The sequence below is a fragment of the Shewanella algicola genome (genome assembly GCF_014648035.1).
GTDB classification, from domain to species: Bacteria; Pseudomonadota; Gammaproteobacteria; order Enterobacterales; family Shewanellaceae; genus Shewanella; species Shewanella algicola.
Map to the genome: position 1 here is coordinate 1 of NZ_BMQI01000023.1, position 17,567 is coordinate 17,567.

The following is a 17,567-nucleotide window of genomic DNA, read 5'->3' on the forward strand; positions in this document are numbered from 1 at the left end:
AAAAAGTGGAGTAATGGTCGATGGGAATTGGCTGAAGACAGAGCTTGGAAGTCCGCAGGGTGGGGTGATAAGTCCGCTGATAGCGAACATCTATCTGGATGCGTTCGATCAGGAGATGCGAAAGCGTGGTCATCGCATAGTGCGCTATGCTGATGACATCTTGATCTTCTGTCGTAGCAGAGCAGGCGCAGAAAATGCGCTTGCACAGGCAACGAAGATACTGGAGGGCGAGCTAAAACTGACGGTGAACCAGAGTAAATCTCATATAGCGCACAGCAATGATGGGGTGAAGTTCCTCGGTGTTGAAATCGGGAGTCGATTTACCCGTATTCAGGCTAAGAAACTAACGGGGTTCAAACAGAAGTTGAAGCGGATGACCAAACGCAATGGCGGTAAACCGCTAGAGCAGGTCATCAAAGAGCTGAATCCATTATTACGAGGGTTCAGTCAGTACTTTAGGATCGCCAATACCGACAGGGCGTTCGCCAAGATAGCAGGCTGGTTAAGACGAAGGCTTCGCAGTATTCAGCTAAGGTTATGGAAGAAACCGACACGGTTACACCGCAGGTTAAAACAGCTTGGGTACAAACCACCGTTCAGGTCGATATCGATGACAAGTTGGAGAAATGCCGCGAGTCCGTTAGCCAGTTTTGCAATGCCAAACCAATGGTTCAATGATCTTGGTTTAGTTAATCTGGCGCATGATAGGACAGGGTATGTGTTCAGCAACTATGCTGAATGGAAGTATGCATGAGCCGTATACGAGGTCCGTACGTACGGTTCTGTGAGAGGGATGGGGCGGTGACGCCTCACCCTACTCGATGAGTATTAACGCATATATCAATTTAGATAAGTGATTACCAAATACGAACGCGTTGATCTTCTGGTAAATACAACTTGTCACCAGGTTTGACATCAAACGCTTTGTACCACGCATCGTGATTTCGTGGTGCAAGTGCACGGTAACGTCCAGGAGCATGAGTACCTGCGCGTAGCTGGCTTAGCATACTTTGCTCAGTGCGTTTTTCTTTCCATACCTGTGCCCATGCTAAAAAGAAACGTTGATCACCAGTGGTGCCGTCAATAATGGGGGCTTCTTTGCCGTTAAGGCTTAACTTGTAAGCATGGTAGGCCATCGATAAACCACCTACATCGCCAATGTTCTCGCCTAGGCTGTTACGGCCATTAACAAAGTTTTCTGGGATGGGTTCGTACTGACTGTATTGTTGGGCAAGCATATCGGCTTTAGCTTCAAACGCGGCGCGGTCTGCATCGGTCCACCAGTTACGCTGAATACCATTGGCATCAGACTTAGAACCTTGGTCATCAAAACCATGGCCCATTTCATGGCCAATTACCGCGCCAATGCTGCCGTAGTTGACTGCTGGATCGGCATTTGGATCAAAGAATGGTGGTTGTAAAATGGCTGCCGGGAAGACAATTTCATTAAATGAGCTGTTGTAATACGCATTAACGTACTGTGGTGTCATACCCCAACGGTTGCGATCCGTTTTTTCAAGCTCTTTGGCAATACTGTCATTGCGGAAGAATTGACGAAGTTGCTTGATATTACCTTGCAAATCATCCTTTTTAAGGTTTAAACCATCGTATTCTTGCCATACATCTGGGTAACCAATTTTAGGGGTAAACGCAGCAAGTTTAGCGTGAGCATTCACTTTAGTTTCTTCGCCCATCCAATCTAAGCCGTCAATACGTTGACCTAATGCAGTACGAAGGTTTTCAACTAACTCAGCCATTTGATGCTTAGATGACTCAGGGAAATAACGCTTAACGTATACTTTACCAATCGCAAAGCCCAGTGATTGAGTGCCCGACATTTGCTCAACAGCACGTTTCCAACGAGGGCGAGGCTCTTCTTGGCCGTTTAAGGTTTTACCAAAAAACGCAAAGCTGGTGTTAAAAATGTCTTCAGACAACAATTCTGCGTTATTGGTGATGGTGTGGAAGGTGAGGTAATCTTTCCATACATCAAGCGAGCCGGTATTAACCAGGTTGATCATCGCTTTAACTGGTTCTGGTTGAGCAATGTTGAGTTGCGGCACTTTATAACCCATTTGCTCAAAGAATATATCCCAGTTAAACCCAGGGTAGGTTTTAGCTAAATCGCCGCGACTAATTTGGTTTAAGGTTAAGTCACGATTACGACGTTTTTCTCGTGGCCACTGACCTTCAGCAATTTGAGTTTCTAAGGCTAAAATCGCTTTAGCGCGTTGCTCGCCATCTTGTATGCCGGCAAATTTCAGCATTTTCGCAATGTGATCGACATAAGCTTCACGGATCGAAATAAAGCGTTCGGTGTCTTCTAAATAATATGAACGGTCTGGTAAGCCTAGTCCACCAGCACCAATGGTTAATTCATATTGATCAGGGTCAATACGGTTAAACCACATGCCACCACCGATAGGTGATGATGCACCCGTGAGCCATGCTTGGCCAAATACACCTGTTAACTCATCAGTATTGTCGATGGCCGAGATTTGATCGAGTGTAGGTTGAATCGCACTGATGCCATGTTTGTTGATGGTGTCGGTGTCCATGTAGGCATGATAAAAATCAGCAATCAATTGCTCATCTGCAGATAAATCTTTGCGGCTGGCAATATCATCAATAATGGCTTTAACTTGTTCTTCGCTGCGCTCTGCTAACGCGGTAAATGCGCCATAGCGTGTTTTGTCTGCAGGCATTTCAAAATTGTCGTACCAATTACCACTTGAATACATAAAGAAGTCATCACCAGGTTTAACCGCTTCATTACGTGCAGTTAAGTCGACACCAAAACTACCTAATTCAGCTTTATCTGATGCAGGCGCCACAACGGGGGCGGTCACTTCTGCAGTGGTATTGGGTTTGTCGTTGGCACACGCTGTTAATAATGCGCTGGTTAACGCGATAGAGATTAAGGACTTTTTCATTGTAATCGTTTTTCCTTTTTTAAAATCCAATGGTTGTTTGCATTACCATAATCTAAGACTGACAAAAATTGTCAATGTTGAAATTGTGAGTAAATATAAGCAAAACTTTATGAATACAAGCTTAAATGCAGGTTTTGGGGGGCGGTTTTTGGCTTATTGATACAGATAGAGACAAGCCTTTGGTGCTTGAGTTTTGAATAAGCAGTGTAAAAAAAACGATAATGTCCGGCGTTATTATTGTGCGAGTAAAGGACTAAATTTAGCCAGTTCAGCAGCGTTATGTACTTGCAATTTTTTAATAATGTTAGCTCGATGAACTTCTATAGTGCGTAGTGAAACAAAAAGGGTATCTGCCATCTGTTTGTTAGTTTTCCCGTCTATCAATAAATGTAAAACTTGATTCTCTCTTTCAGTGAGCGTGTTATAACGTTTTTTTAATTGAATGGTTTCAAACTCGTAAGCGCTAGTTGTCAGTGCTTTGTCTATTGCTTTAACCAGCTCGGTACCTTTAACCGGTTTTTGAAAAAAGTCACATGCACCTTGCCTAAAGGCATTTACGGCCATGGGCAAATCGCCATGACCGGTGAGAAATATTATGCCAATTGGGCTTTGGGCTGTAACCAGTTTTTGCTGCAATTGCTGCCCAGTAATATCAGGCATGTTGCTGTCGACAATTAAACAAGCCGCAAGTGATATGTCTATTTTGTCTAAAAAGTCTTCAGCACTATCAAAAATGTTCAAATCATAGTCATACTGCAACAACATAAATTGCATTGAATCGAGGATGGCCAGGTCGTCGTCCACCATATAAACACGTTGAATATTCGGCATATCAGTCACTTAAATTTTTTTATTATAGTGTAATGGTTAGTTTTTTTTGAGCAAATTGTTACTTAGATTTTGTGCGACATGCAACTTTATTGGCTTAAATAGTGCTTTAAAATAAATTATCTTCTTCCTGTGCCCTGTTAAGAGTGATGAGCCATAAATGCGTTTAGTTATCACATTACTATTGATTTTGTTAACTTCATTGACGCTGTTATCGACTGTTGTGGCAAAACAGACAGTAAATCTCACTACTACCGTACAAGATAACGATGTTGTGCATTATCGTGTGGCGGTGCTGGCCAATTATGGCGTGGCCAAAAGTATAGCGCGTTGGCAACCGTTGATGGATTACCTTACCGCAATAGTGCCTTCTGCTAGTTTTGAAGTCGTTCCGCTTGATTTTACTAATATGAATCAACAGTTAATTAATGGCCAGGTGCAATTTGTGGTCACCAATCCAGGTCATTATTTTAATATGAGCGGTGATTTCCCCATTTCGTGGCTCGCCACCATGAAAAGTGATAAACATGGCGGTAATACCTTTGCCATTGGTGCCACCATTATTGTTAGGCAAGATAGTCCATTAAAATCTATTGAAGACTTAGCCGGTCATACAGCCGTTGCCAGCGATCCTAATGCTCTTGGTGGTTATCAAGCCGCGATGGGTTTGATTCATTCTATGAATTATCCTACCGATAACTTTTTCGACAAAGTCACTTTTTTGGGGTTTCCTTTAGAACCGTTAATTTATCAGGTGCGAGATAACACGGCGGATATAGCGATTACGCCATTTTGTACCTTTGAGCAAATGGTCGAACAAGGTTATATCAAAGCTGAGAATTATCGAGTCATCAATGATATCACTCCAGACGGTTATGATTGTGCAGTGAGTACTCCGTTATACCCTAATTGGTCTTTTGCCTCATCTGACGACGTTCCGTTAAAAGTCAGAACCAACATTACTCGAGCTTTGTTTGCCATTAGTGAATCGGATCCCATTTCTGTTATTGGTCAAAACCGAGGTTGGGCTGCACCTATTAGCCAATTTCAAGTGATGAAACTCTACAAAGCATTAGATCTGCATTTGGAAAAAGAGCCTTTGTATTTACAGATTTGGCAGTGGATAAAATTAAATCAAAAATGGGGTTTTGGTTTCATCGGATTTTTTATGTTTGCAACAATGTATCATGTGTGGCTTGAATACCGTTTTATGAAAAAAAGTGAGAATTTACTTGCTACTGAGCGTCAGTTAAAAACCAAAGCATTACAATTAGAACGCTTACAAAGCGCGGCTATTTTAGGTGAAATTGGGGCAGGTTTAGCCCATGAACTTAATCAACCCATTGCTGCGATAACGCAATACAGTGAAGGTGGCATGCTTGAACAGGCTAAACACTATGGTGAAGACTCTGTGCAATACAAATTACTCGGTAAAATATTGCGCCAATCAAACCGAGCAGGTGAAATTGTCCATCGAATTAGAACGTTACTGCAACGAAAAGACACACAGAGCACTGATTTTGATGTGTGTGAACAAATATCATTGTGCATAGAATTATTAGCTCATGATTTTGAAACGAACAAGATTGAAGTGACAAGCAAATTCCACTGCAGTGAACTGAAATTAAAAGGCGATAAAGTGGGGTTTTGTCAGGTTTTAATCAACATATTAAAAAATGCCATTGATGCACTGACTGACACAAGCTGTGCGCAGTTAATTTCTAAGCAAATATTAATTGACCTAAGGGTTGTGAATGGTCATTTACAGTTAAAATTTTATGACAATGGCATCGGTTTGAGCTGTGCTAATGAAGATTTTAAATCGACATTTTTTACGACTAAACCAAATGGTTTAGGGCTCGGTCTTGCTATTTGCAAAGATGTCATTATGCAATTTGGCGGTGACCTCGACTTATCTACTTGTGCCGAAGACCCTGATGCACCAACAACATCTGGATGCAGGGTCTTAATCGATATCCCCGTTAGCCTTCCCGAAATATCCTATCTTAGCGATCCTAAATACATCTAATTTTTGTGTTTTGAGCACTTAAACCGTGATGTTTATCAAATGATTCCCTTCATTGTGGTTTACCACAATACCCATGATTTCAATAAGGTTTAACAATGTGCTTAGGGATGACGCTTAGTGTGATGTTGATTCATTAAGCGCCATTAAATCTAGGTTAACCGTAATAGCGTTATGTTTCGCCAAGGTGAAGGGGGCAATCATGATCCAGTTAAATCGGCGTCATTTTTTACAAGGTGCAGGTGCCAGTGGCGCGACTTGTGCGCTTGCGAGTATTTTACCAGGTTCACTTGCTGCAATAGAAAAACAACCTCTAAAAGGGGTGTCTTCTGAAGTGGCTAGTATTTGTGAAATGTGTTCCACCCGTTGTCCGATCAAGGCACGTATTGTGGATGGTAAAAATGTATTTATTAGCGGCAATAAAGAAGCTAAATCATTTGGCGGCAAAGTGTGTGCTCGGGGCGGTGCTGGTCACAGCTTGCTTTATGATCCACAGCGTTTAGTTAAGCCATTAAAACGCGTTGGAGAGCGCGGTGAGGGTAAATGGGCTGAAATTAGTTGGGATGAAGCGTATCAATTCATTGCACAAAAATTGACTGCAATTAAACAACAACACGGTGCAGAATCAATCGCATTTTCATCTAAATCTGGATCATTAGACGGTCACGTATTTCATTTAGCTAAAGCGTTGGGTACGCCAAATACATTTACGCATGCTTCAACTTGTCCCGGTGGCTATGTGATAGCGGCAAAAGCCATGTTCGGCACCAAAATGAAGCGAGATTTAGGTAACTCTAAATACATTATTAACTTTGGTCATAATATTTATGAAGGCATTAACATGTCTGAAACCAGAGGCATGATGCAAGCACAGATGGATAAAGGGGCTAAGTTAGTGGTATTTGAGCCTCGCTTTTCTGTTGTTGCAGATAAAGCCGATGAATGGCATGCCATCCGCCCTGGTACTGATGTGTCTGTCGCATTGGCTATTTGTCATGTACTGATTAATGACAACCTCTATGACAAGCTGTTTATTGAACAGTATGTAGTTGGTTTTGATGAGTTCGCTGCAGAGGTGAAACAATATACCCCTGAGTGGGCAGAGTCAGTTTCTGATGTTTCAGCTTCTGCCATTCGCCGTATCGCTCATGAGTATGCAAGTCATGCGCCTCATGCCGTGGTCGATTTTGGTCATCGAGCGACGTTCACCCCAGAAGAATTTGACATGCGCCGTGCTATTTATGCCGCCAATATTTTAATAGGCAATATTGAACGCAAAGGTGGCATTTACATGGGCAAGAAGGCGTCAAGCTATAACAAGTTAGCTGGCGAGCAAGTGGCACCAGAATTAGCGAAACCGGGTGTTAAAGATATGCCCGAAATTACCGCTAAACGTATTGATCAAGTAGACAAACAATTTAAATTAATGTGGTCTTCAGGTGGGATATACCAAAGTATTATCGACGCCTCTTTAGATGCTAAACCCTATCAACTCAAAGCATGGATAATGAGCCGTACCAATCCTATGCAGACGCTGACGGATCGAGCCAAAGTGGAGCAATCTCTTAAGGCGCTTGAGTTAGTGGTTTGTTGCGATTTGTATATTAGTGAAACCGCCGCCTATGCCGACATCATTTTGCCAGAGTCTACCTACCTTGAACGTGATGAAGAAATTTTTGATAAATCAGGGAAAAACCCGGCTTATTATGTGCGCCAACGTGCAGTAGAAACAATTGGTGAAACACGTCCAAGTTGGCAAATATTTAAAGATCTCGGGGAGGCATTAGGCTTAGAGCAATATTACCCATGGGAAAACATTGAAACCTTGCAACTTATGCAGCTTAATCGTGACCACAATTTATTAAAGCACATCAAAAAACTAGGCTACGTCAGTTATGGTAAACCGTTAATGCTACGTGAACCGAGTATGGTTAAAGAGTTTGTTGATGCTTATGCCAATGCCAGGCACGTAGATCATGACGGCACTTTTGCTACCGCAATGAAATTTAAAACCCCAAGCGGAAAAATTGAACTTACCTCAGCGCAAGTTGAAGACATGGCGCCTGGCAGAGGTGTGATTAAGCATCGCCCTGTGCACCTTAAACAAGCTGACGAACTGTATTTTATCCAAGGTAAAGTCGCAGTCCATACCAATGGGGCAACCCACAACGTTCCATTACTGTCTAACTTAATGTCCAGTAATGCTATTTGGATCCATCCCATTACCGCAGGTCGTTTAAATATTCATAGTGGTGATGCCGTTCAATTAACCAGCAGCGTTGGCAGCGAAGAGGGCACAGCATTAGTCACACCAGGTATTCGTCAAGACACCGTATTTGCTTACATGGGCTTTGGTTCAAAAAACAAAGAGCTGGTTCGTGCAACGGGTAAGGGTATCCATTGTGGCAATCTGTTACCTAATTCAGTCGCGCCCATTTGTGGCATGAACTTACATACAACAGGCGTTAAGTTGGCAAAAATTTAGCCGGTAATTAATTGATTTGGAGTCTCCTATGAATAAACGATATGTCATGGTGCATGACGAAAACAAATGCATCGGCTGCCAAGCGTGCAATGTAGCCTGCCGTAGTGAAAATGATGTGCCTGAAGGGGTAACTCGCTTACAAGTACGAGTAGAAGGGCCTTTTGGTGAAGCACCCGATTTACACTTTAAATACCATCGAGTGTCGTGTCAGCAATGTGAAGATGCGCCTTGTGTCACTGTGTGCCCAACAGGTGCAGCCTACATAGATGAAAATGGCTTAGTGTCTATCCATAATGATAAGTGCATTGGTTGTATGTATTGTGTGGCGGCGTGTCCTTATAAAGTCCGCTTTATTAACCCAATAACCAAAGCGGCTGATAAGTGTAATTTCTGTAAAGACACCCGCTTAGCAAGAGGTGAGCAACCTGCATGTGTGACGGTGTGTCCAACTGATGCATTGTATTTTGGCGATGCTAACGACAGTAACAGCGACGTGGCCAAGTTACTCAATACCAAAATAACCTATCAAGATAAAACCCATTTAGGCACCAAACCTAGGGTTTACCGTGTTCCGACTAAACGTGGAGGGATTCAATCATGAACAATATCTGGGGCGATATGGCGCAATACGATCCAGTGGTGTGGAACTGGATAATTGCGGTTTACTTATTTATGGCGGGGTTATCGGCTGGTAGCGTACTGATTGGTATTGGTATGCGTTGGTATAGCAAAGATAAACAGATTGAAAGTGCGATATTAAAAGCCTCGGCTATTATTGGGCCTGTGGCGATAACGCTAGGTTTAGCCTGTTTAGTATTTGATTTAACCAAACCCTTTCATTTTTGGTTGATTTTAATTAATTACAATTTTGATTCTGTTATGGCGATTGGTGTGGCTGCGTTACTGGCTTATTCACCTTTAGGCATTGCCTATTCAATGATTGTATTACGTGATGAGTTGCCTAAGTGGAAATTAGGCTTTCTTGTACCAATAAGTCACATGCTAATGCCATTTAGAACAATGATTGAAATTCTATTGTTTGTATTGGCAGTGGGCGTGGGTGCTTATACTGGTTTCTTAATTTCGGCGATGAATGCCTATCCAATGTTAAACACGGCTATATTACCGGCATTATTTTTAGCATCGGGTTTGTCTGCAGGTGCTGCAGGTAACTTAATTGTGGCATTAACCTGCTTTAACAGCACTTCACATGACGATGATGTGAGCAAATTGCATGGCCTAGACTTACCGGTCATTATTACTGAAATGATGTTTTTGGTGATGTTATTTACCTCACTGTATTTTACCGGCGGTGCAGCGGCACAAGCATTAGCGTCGTTAACACAGGATATTTGGGCGAGTGTATTTTGGTATGGTGTGGTTGGTATTGGTTTTTGTATTCCAATCTTATCAATGTTCCTGCCATCAAAGGCTCGTCATACAAAAGCGATGATGTTAACCGTTGCGTGCTGCAGCTTAACCGGTGTGTTAGCGCTACGACATTTCATTATTTACGCGGGCCAAACTTATATTAGTTAACCGATTTGAGTCAGTTAAGTGATTAAGTAAATCGATTTAAATCAACAATGTTAAAGTCTTTCTCTTTGCAAAAAGAGGAAGACTTTTTTTATGATATGACAAACCCTGATTTGCTAGTTGAAAAGCGTAAGTCTTGGGGGGCTTAGTGTTAAATATCAGTTTTAAGAAAAATTATGGGATGAATGAGTGCATATTGATAGATAACTCATCAATTCTGACAGGTTATTTTGCTTGATTGTGAATTGCTTCGTGATTATCACGTCTTGGCGTATCTCTGATGGTGTTTACGGGATATATTTCATTCATTGTTCTGATGAAGGCTTATTAACATATGGATTTGACAAAACTTTCTCGTATTAGTATGAAACACCTAATTACTTTGCATGTGATGCTCGATACGTTAAGTGTTACCGTCAGTGCCGAGCGATTATGTTTGAGCCCATCTTCGGTGAGTAAAACTTTAAGCCAACTTAGGGATAATCTTAATGACGAATTATTCTATCGTCATGGCAATGTTTTGATCGCAACACCGTTAGCAAAACGCTTAGCGCCAAGTGTGCAGCAAATGATCAATGACATGAACCAAATTATGAATCAGGATGTGTTTAACCCTGCGCAATACCAAGGACGCTATTCAATTGCGATGCGAGAAAGTACCTTTGAATTATTAGCCGCAAAATTGTGCGCTCATATCTTAACGGTAGCGCCAAATATTCACTTAGATATTTATAATAAAGATAATATCGGTTTTGACGGGCTAACAAACGGTTCATTAGATTTTATTATTTTGCCACATGATCTTAGTCAACCGACTCATATTGATGAAAACCTCATCTGGGAAACTTTAGTCAATGATGAAATGGTGTGTCTAATGCATCCTAACCATCCTTTAACCTCTCAAGCCCATCTATCCCTAGAAGATTATTTACGCTTTGGTCATATTGGCATCAGTGATACCGATTTGAATACACCATTTTTTGATATTTTATTGGCTCAGCAAGCAAAGAAACGTCACGTGCCTATCTCGGTTGCTGATTTTGGCAGCGCCGCCATGATGTGTCATCACAGTGAGTTACTGTTTACCTGCTCGCATAGTTGGGCAACTCAAGCTAAACAGGCTCAAGGGCTGGCGATAAAACCGTTACCGATTGAATATGGCAGTGTTGCCTATAGTGTGGTGTGGCATCGTCAAAGCATGAATGATCCAGCCTTGCGTTGGTTATTTGAGCAGATATTACTTTGTCGACCTGAAATAATACGCTAATGCTTAATGGCTATAATGCCAAGCCATTATTTGACCTCATTTAAATATATTGTGGGTAAGGTGATGTTATTCACGCTACGTTGTATAAGTTGGCTAGCAAGTAATTCGATATCATCTTGAGTACATGCTGGCCATTGCACAGCAACTCCCTCTACACCGTGATGATGAAATGCATTGAGTTTGATCTGCGTAGTGGATGGCAATTGTCGAAGGTAATTGGCTAACGCATCAATTTCGCTATCATAATCAGTTATTGTCGGGATAGATAATAGCCTTACTTCATATAATTTCTGTTGCGCTGCTAACCATGTAATTGACTGAAATACTTTATGATTATCTCGAGCGGTGATATAGCGGTGAGTGTCTTGTTGCCAGGCTTTTAAATCGACCATTGCACCATCTAAATAAGGCAATAACCTGTGCCAGCCTGTTATTGATAAACTACCATTGGTGTCTATCATGCAACTTAAGTGCGCTAAATGTGCAGTCGACTTGATGGTTTTAAATAAGTTAATTACAAAAGGCAATTGTAAACTGGCTTCACCACCACTCACTGTGATGCCATTAATAACATGCCTTTGCGCATCGATTATCGCAACCAACTGTTCAATGCTGTAAGTGGTGGTTTTAGGCGATGATTGCTTTGGGCAAATGCTCAGGCAGGTATCACACTGAGTACACAGGTTTTTATCCCACACAATATGATCTTTAGTGCCAATCTTTACATGCTTAAGCGCTTGTTGAGGGCAGTGGGCAATGCAATCACCACACGCATCGCAGACATTAATCGTATACGGGTTATGACAGTTTTTACATTGATAATTACATCCTTGCAAAAAAATCACTAAACGACTGCCGGGTCCATCGACACATGAAAATGGCAGTATTTGACTTACAATGGCTTCTCTACTCATAACAAATGGGCGCTTGCTCATGGGCAATCACCCGTGCTTTTCTTTGCATCATCCCGGTATTTGCAGCGGCTTCAGCGGCTAAACCTGTGGTGTTTGTCCGAGAGCCGCATTGGCTAAACTTTTCAAGGTCCGAACGTTTCACCATGTAGCCGGTAACTCTCATTAATTCGGTGTTAGCTACATTCGCGGTAAATTCTCTAAAGCCCATACTTAGCGCGCCTTTGCACAATTGCATCATGGCTTGAGGGTTGGCTTTTATGGTTTCATCTAAGCTTAAAATATCACTTATGCCGGCGGGATAATATTGATGATGCTGTGCCAATGCTTGAATATGGCTAATAGGATCCGGTTCAAAACCATTAGGGATCCTCACGCCTGGTGTCACATCAATGTCGAGACTAATGCCGCTTTGTGAATGCAACAAAGCACGTTGATTGAAACCATAGGTTACTGGGGTGGTGGTCACAATTTGATCCAAAGCCTGTGAAATGTTAAGTCCGAGTGCGTTAGCCTCCTGGTGATGGCCATAAGTTTTAGGAGTGCTGTGAGAATCATTAGAGATCCCCCGTAATATATTCACGGCTTCTGCCATGCCATAAATGCCAAACATGGGAGAAAAACGCGACTCCTCAATAAGCTGCTCTTTCACTAAAAAACTGTCAAAGAAATGTGATTGTTGATGTAAAAATGCTGAGCGTGCTTCAATGAGTTCATAGGTGAGTTGACAATAATAGGGTAAGACGCGTTCAAAAAAGTCTGTAATATTGCTTGATTGCATTGCCACTTGTTTAAGATTAAGGCGTACTAAGGTATTGGCACCTCCGGCTAACGGCAGCGCGTTATAACAACTCACAATGCCAAATCCACGCTCATCAAAACTGTTTGCATGCATAGGGTAATTGGCAATATGCGGTTTATTACACAAGCAAATGTTGTTAGTGGCTTGTAGCAACAAATCATCAGGGGTGATGAGTGGGTCGTACATAAAGGTAAGGTTTGGGGCTATTTGTTGCAGCTCAGCATCAATGCGTAACAGCGTACGACAAATTATATTATCCGTAGGACCAATATTCACATGCATAAATGCATCGGGCAGGGTGCGGTCCAATAAAATCCAAAAGCGGGTTAATTTTCTGTAAATCGCATCTTCGTTCATATCAGACACAAATGGCATGAGCAGTGTATCGAGTTGGCCTAAATACACAGGAATATTGGTGACCGATGGCACGTGATGATAAAGCACCATTAGAGCGTTTAACGCATCATCAAAGTCTTGCGCTGGTGACATCTCCAAATAATCAGATCCCTGACTAAGGTAGCGGGCATAATCTGGCAATACATAGCGCGGTTTAAACGGTGCGTGACCTTCAAACATATCGCAAATAATACCTGCTTGTTTTGCCGCTAATGCCTGTGCTGAAACTTCGACATAATCAAGGCTGTTCTCAGCTTCTAACGCTAAGTAATGTGACTTTTGCTTTGCTGATAGATGAGGATCTTTAATGATATGAGTAATGCGGTTTTGTAATGACATAATGCAGTCCATTGATGACAGTGCTGATTTAATGAGATCAGTTAATAGGTATAATTTACTGATAAAAAAGGCATTACTACAGTGAAAATAGCCGAAGGCGGGGTTGAGGGAATCGAAATCCGATGATATAGATCACAGCTTTTTAGGATATAAAAAAAGGCCTTATGAAAATAAGGCCTTTATTCACTATCCGTTTAGTGGATTATCAAGATGCGCTATGCATTTTGACTCTCAAGTTTTTTTACTGTGCCATTACCGGAACGTGCGGCATAAACTAGTAGTACACCAACCACTAACACGATCGAACCGCAAAGTAAGAACATTAAACGGCCAGTTGGTTCGTTAGGAATTAATGCCATAATCAGTACACCAAATCCTGCAACAGTAATGAGGTTACCGAGCATTGAACGCTGTTTAGTGTCTAGCGTTTGTTGATCTTCGCTGTCTGCTATAACCGGGGTGTTCCAGTTAATAAACAGTTGGTCGACTTCTTTTTTGCGCTCTGGAGACAACCCTTTATAAACCAACATGGTCATTAAGAAGAAACCGCCCGTAAAGACAACGTGCGCCGCTAAGCTCAAGCCAATCTTTAAGTCAGACCATTCACGATCTGTGAGTGGCGTTTCTAAGCCTAATATTGCTTCAAATTGCCCAGATGTCAGTGCAATACCAAAGAAGTAAGATACAAAACCGCCCACAATTAAGGTTGTCCAACCAGACCAGTCTGGTGTTTTACGGATCCACATGCCAAGTAATACCGGAATTAACATTGGGAAGCCGATTAATGCCCCAACGTTTAATACAATATCGAACAAGCTTAAGTGACTGAGAGAGTTAATAAACAAGCCAATCAAAATCATGATAACGCCCATGACAACCGTAGTGATTTTACTCACTGTGACTAACTCTTTTTGTGAGGCATGTTCGCGTAATATCGGTGAGTAGAAATTACAGACAAAGATCCCTGCATTTCGGTTTAGCCCTGAATCCATTGACGACATGGTGGCAGCAAACATGGCCGACATTAACAAACCGACCATACCGGCTGGCATGACTTCTTGTACAAAGGCTAAATAGGCTGCATCGCCTGCTTTGTCGCCCATTGACGCATATTGTAGGGCAAACTCAGGCATAAATGCGCTCACATACCAAGGTGGTAAGAACCAAATTAACGGGCCAACAACCATTAATATACAGGCTAGGGCAGCAGCTTTTTTAGCATTTTCACTGTCTTTAGCGCATAAATAACGATAGGCATTAATGCTGTTGTTCATTACACCGAACTGTTTAACAAAGATAAACACTACCCAGAGTACAAATATGCTGACGTAATTTAAGTCATTACCTAACATAAAGTTACCGTGGAATTTGTCGATGATATTGCCTATCCCGCCGCCATAAAAATAGGCTGCAATGGCACAGGTAATGGTCACGGCCATAATCACAATCATTTGCATAAAATCAGAGGCGACAACCGCCCAAGAACCACCCGTGACTGACATAATAACCAGTACTGCACCTGTCACTATAATGGTGGTTTCCATGGGGATATCAAACACAGCCGACACAAATATCGCTAAACCATTAAGCCAAATACCTGCAGAAATTAATGAGTCAGGCATGCCCGCCCAGGTAAAAAACTGCTCTGATGTTTTGCCAAAACGTTGACGGATCGCTTCAATCGCGGTGACCACTCTAAGTTGTCTAAACCTAGGTGCGAAGTAGAGGTAATTCATTAAATAGCCAAAGGCATTGGCTAGAAACAACACAACAACGACAAACCCGTCAGAAAAAGCCCGACCCGCAGCACCTGTAAATGTCCATGCGCTGAATTGAGTCATGAATGCGGTGGCCCCAACCATCCACCACAACATTTTTCCGCCACCTCTAAAGTAATCACTGGTAGATGTAGTAAATTTTCTAAACATCCACCCAATGGCGATTAAGAAGAAAAAATAGGCAAGTACGACAAGCATATCAATAGTCATGATTTAGCCTCGATAATAGTAACTCTATGTTTGTGTTAACAATGTTAACCGCGAAAAATGACCTTCTATGGGTCATATGATGTATTTTATTTATTAATATTTGCGACAGCGACACTGACTAAACGGCCAATTTCATCCCACTGTCCTGAATCAATCAATGAAGTCGGTACCATCCAAGTACCACCACAGGCAAGCACGGCAGGAATATTGAGATAAGTGTCAATATTGTCAGGGTTAACACCACCAGTAGGCATAAACTTAACGGGATAAACGGCGGTCAATGCTTTCAGCATGTTAACGCCACCAGAAGGCTCAGCAGGGAAAAACTTTAATGTTTTTAATCCCATCTCCATGGCTTGTTCAACCAAACTTGGATTATTCACCCCTGGAATAATCGGCATACCTTTATCGATACAGTGCTGAACGACTTTAGGGTTAAACCCTGGACTAACGATAAAGTTTACCCCTGCGTCAATTGCCTGATCGGCTTGCTCGGTGGTTAAGATGGTACCGGCACCAATAAACATACTCGGAAATGCGCTACGCATGGCTTTAATGGCATCGGCCGCACATTCTGTCCTAAAAGTCACTTCAGCACTTGGCATACCATTGTCGATTAACACTTGCGCTAATGGTACTGCATCAGCAGTCTTGTTGATGGCTATCACCGGGATTAATTTATGTTTAGCTAATAATTGGTTCATTGTGCTCATGTCGTTCCCAATGTCATTAAAGTTGAATATCTGGCATCGCGACGGCAGGGATAATTGCGCCGGGATATTGAATTACGGTACTGGCCATACAATGGCCTGCAGCAGCGGCTTGTGCCGCGGTGCCGCCGTGTAAACGTTTCGCTAAAAAGCCAGCATTAAAAGAGTCGCCAGCGGCGGTGGTGTCAATAATGTTTGAAACTGACGTAGCGGCAACATAACTGGTTTCATCATTATCAATAACGATGCAATCTTCTGCACCTCGTTTAATAATTAGTTCTTTTACGCCAGTAGCTTGTGTGCGTGTAATACATTGTTGTACCTCTGTATCACCGTACAATTGCATTTCATCGTCAAAGGTGAGTATGGCTATGTCTGTTAGTGCTAATGCTTTGGCATACTCATCCATTGTTTGCTGTGGGTTAGGCCATAATCTTGGGCGGTAATTATTATCAAAAATCACTTTACCACCACGGCACTTAAACTCACTGAGTAATGAAAATAATGTGGCTCGACCTGAGTCAGTTAATATCGCGAGGGTAATACCAGTAATTAACAGATAATCGTAACTGAGCAGGTGCTCACAAAGCGCAGCAGATTGAGGTTGATCAAACAAATATTTAGCGGCTGAGTCGTTACGCCAATAATGAAAACTGCGCTCACCGGTGTTATCGGTTTCGATGTAATACAAGCCAGGCATTTTATGGTCTAACTGCAATACCAAACTCGTATCAATCCTTTCTGCTTGCCATGCCGCTAGCATTTGCTCACTGAAAGGGTCACGACCTAGCGCAGTAACATAGCTTGTGGTGATGTTGGTGTTATGAGTTAACCGAGAAAGGTATAAAGCCGTATTTAGAGTATCGCCGCCAAACGACTGCTTCAATCCGCTCATCTTTTTTTGTAGCTCAACCATACATTCGCCAATAATTGCCATTTTCAATGGTTTCATGCTGTTACCTTATAATTATTCTGGTATTACTTTAAAAAGTCTTCACGGGCAGGAGAGAACATATCCAGTAAGATACTGTCTTGCTCTAATGCGACTGCGCCATGCATAAGATGCTTGCGGGCAATGTAGGCGTCACCGGCTTTAAGCACTTGTTTTTGGCCATCAACTTCAGCTTCAAAACTGCCGCTAATCACATAGCCTATTTGATCATGGATTTCATGTGAGTGAGGATAACCAATCGCGCCTTTATCAAAATTTAAATGTACGGCCATGAGCTCGTCAGTGTAACCGACGATTTTACGCTTAATTCCATCACCTAACTCTTCCCATGGGTGTTCATCAGCTTTAAAAAATGTGTTCATGCGCTTTCTCCTACAGCATTCGATATGGACAT

14 protein-coding genes are annotated in these 17,567 nt (G+C 42.1%); 6 read left to right on the forward strand and 8 right to left on the reverse strand.

Features of this window, described 5'->3' with window-relative positions:
* Positions 1–754 (forward strand): group II intron maturase-specific domain-containing protein (locus tag IEY42_RS11265; protein WP_268244269.1); only part of this gene is annotated, 754 nt, incomplete at its 5' end.
* A 103-nt stretch (positions 755–857) separates the two neighbouring features.
* Here IEY42_RS11265 and IEY42_RS11270 read toward each other — a convergent pair.
* Both IEY42_RS11270 and IEY42_RS11275 read right to left on the reverse strand, forming a co-directional pair.
* Positions 858–2,933: a M13 family metallopeptidase gene (locus tag IEY42_RS11270; protein ID WP_188925325.1), complete on the reverse strand. Its 2,076-nt coding sequence runs from the start codon at positions 2,931–2,933 to the stop codon at positions 858–860.
* A 234-nt stretch (positions 2,934–3,167) separates the two neighbouring features.
* Positions 3,168–3,764, reverse strand: a complete 597-nt coding sequence (locus IEY42_RS11275; RefSeq protein ID WP_188925326.1) for a response regulator transcription factor — start codon at positions 3,762–3,764, stop codon at positions 3,168–3,170.
* A 157-nt stretch (positions 3,765–3,921) separates the two neighbouring features.
* On the opposite strand from IEY42_RS11275, the gene IEY42_RS11280 reads away from it, so the two are divergent.
* From IEY42_RS11280 to IEY42_RS11300, 5 genes are all read left to right on the forward strand, one after another.
* Positions 3,922–5,790 carry a sensor histidine kinase gene (locus IEY42_RS11280; RefSeq protein WP_188925327.1) on the forward strand — a complete coding sequence of 623 codons (1,869 nt, stop codon included), beginning with the start codon at positions 3,922–3,924 and terminating at the stop codon, positions 5,788–5,790.
* A 199-nt stretch (positions 5,791–5,989) separates the two neighbouring features.
* Positions 5,990–8,272 carry a thiosulfate reductase PhsA gene (gene phsA, locus IEY42_RS11285; protein WP_188925328.1) on the forward strand — a complete coding sequence of 761 codons (2,283 nt, stop codon included), beginning with the start codon at positions 5,990–5,992 and terminating at the stop codon, positions 8,270–8,272.
* Positions 8,273–8,300: 28 nt separating this feature from the next.
* Positions 8,301–8,873: a 4Fe-4S dicluster domain-containing protein gene (locus IEY42_RS11290; protein ID WP_188925329.1), complete on the forward strand. Its 573-nt coding sequence runs from the start codon at positions 8,301–8,303 to the stop codon at positions 8,871–8,873.
* Entirely contained in the window at positions 8,870–9,811 is a 942-nt protein-coding gene (gene nrfD / locus IEY42_RS11295; RefSeq protein ID WP_188916345.1) for an NrfD/PsrC family molybdoenzyme membrane anchor subunit, read from the forward strand. Before IEY42_RS11290 ends, nrfD begins: the two co-directional genes overlap by 4 nt.
* 331 nt (positions 9,812–10,142) lie before the next feature.
* Positions 10,143–11,075 (forward strand): LysR family transcriptional regulator, encoded by a 933-nt coding sequence (locus IEY42_RS11300; RefSeq protein WP_188925330.1) that lies wholly within the window; start codon positions 10,143–10,145, stop codon positions 11,073–11,075.
* A gap of 26 nt (positions 11,076–11,101) precedes the next feature.
* On the opposite strand, the gene IEY42_RS11305 is transcribed toward IEY42_RS11300, so the two are convergent.
* The 6 genes from IEY42_RS11305 to IEY42_RS11330 all read right to left on the reverse strand — a co-directional run bounded on the left by IEY42_RS11305 (position 11,102) and on the right by IEY42_RS11330 (position 17,535).
* Positions 11,102–12,010 (reverse strand): YjjW family glycine radical enzyme activase, encoded by a 909-nt coding sequence (locus tag IEY42_RS11305; RefSeq protein WP_229780031.1) that lies wholly within the window; start codon positions 12,008–12,010, stop codon positions 11,102–11,104.
* Entirely contained in the window at positions 11,982–13,523 is a 1,542-nt protein-coding gene (locus tag IEY42_RS11310) for a YjjI family glycine radical enzyme (protein WP_188925331.1), read from the reverse strand. Before IEY42_RS11310 ends, IEY42_RS11305 begins: the two co-directional genes overlap by 29 nt.
* Before the next feature lie 215 nt (positions 13,524–13,738).
* Positions 13,739–15,511: a sodium:solute symporter family protein gene (locus IEY42_RS11315; RefSeq protein ID WP_188925332.1), complete on the reverse strand. Its 1,773-nt coding sequence runs from the start codon at positions 15,509–15,511 to the stop codon at positions 13,739–13,741.
* An 86-nt stretch (positions 15,512–15,597) separates the two neighbouring features.
* Positions 15,598–16,224 (reverse strand): bifunctional 4-hydroxy-2-oxoglutarate aldolase/2-dehydro-3-deoxy-phosphogluconate aldolase, encoded by a 627-nt coding sequence (locus IEY42_RS11320; RefSeq protein WP_188925333.1) that lies wholly within the window; start codon positions 16,222–16,224, stop codon positions 15,598–15,600.
* A 16-nt stretch (positions 16,225–16,240) separates the two neighbouring features.
* A complete protein-coding gene (kdgK, locus tag IEY42_RS11325) occupies positions 16,241–17,173 on the reverse strand; it encodes a 2-dehydro-3-deoxygluconokinase (RefSeq protein ID WP_188925334.1) in 933 nt (310 codons plus the stop codon).
* Positions 17,174–17,199: 26 nt separating this feature from the next.
* A complete protein-coding gene (locus IEY42_RS11330) occupies positions 17,200–17,535 on the reverse strand; it encodes a cupin domain-containing protein (RefSeq protein WP_188916341.1) in 336 nt (111 codons plus the stop codon).
* Positions 17,536–17,567 lie beyond the last annotated feature (32 nt).

Coding starts and splice junctions, on each gene's coding strand:
- IEY42_RS11320 (WP_188925333.1), bottom strand. CDS start 16,224: ATGAGCACAATGAACCAATTATTAGCTAAACATAAATTAATCCCGGTG.
- IEY42_RS11330 (WP_188916341.1), bottom strand. CDS start 17,535: ATGAACACATTTTTTAAAGCTGATGAACACCCATGGGAAGAGTTAGGT.
- IEY42_RS11270 (WP_188925325.1), bottom strand. CDS start 2,933: ATGAAAAAGTCCTTAATCTCTATCGCGTTAACCAGCGCATTATTAACA.
- IEY42_RS11290 (WP_188925329.1), top strand. CDS start 8,301: ATGAATAAACGATATGTCATGGTGCATGACGAAAACAAATGCATCGGC.
- nrfD (WP_188916345.1), top strand. CDS start 8,870: ATGAACAATATCTGGGGCGATATGGCGCAATACGATCCAGTGGTGTGG.
- IEY42_RS11310 (WP_188925331.1), bottom strand. CDS start 13,523: ATGTCATTACAAAACCGCATTACTCATATCATTAAAGATCCTCATCTA.
- IEY42_RS11305 (WP_229780031.1), bottom strand. CDS start 12,010: ATGAGCAAGCGCCCATTTGTTATGAGTAGAGAAGCCATTGTAAGTCAA.
- kdgK (WP_188925334.1), bottom strand. CDS start 17,173: ATGAAACCATTGAAAATGGCAATTATTGGCGAATGTATGGTTGAGCTA.
- IEY42_RS11300 (WP_188925330.1), top strand. CDS start 10,143: ATGGATTTGACAAAACTTTCTCGTATTAGTATGAAACACCTAATTACT.
- IEY42_RS11315 (WP_188925332.1), bottom strand. CDS start 15,511: ATGACTATTGATATGCTTGTCGTACTTGCCTATTTTTTCTTCTTAATC.
- IEY42_RS11275 (WP_188925326.1), bottom strand. CDS start 3,764: ATGCCGAATATTCAACGTGTTTATATGGTGGACGACGACCTGGCCATC.
- IEY42_RS11280 (WP_188925327.1), top strand. CDS start 3,922: ATGCGTTTAGTTATCACATTACTATTGATTTTGTTAACTTCATTGACG.
- phsA (WP_188925328.1), top strand. CDS start 5,990: ATGATCCAGTTAAATCGGCGTCATTTTTTACAAGGTGCAGGTGCCAGT.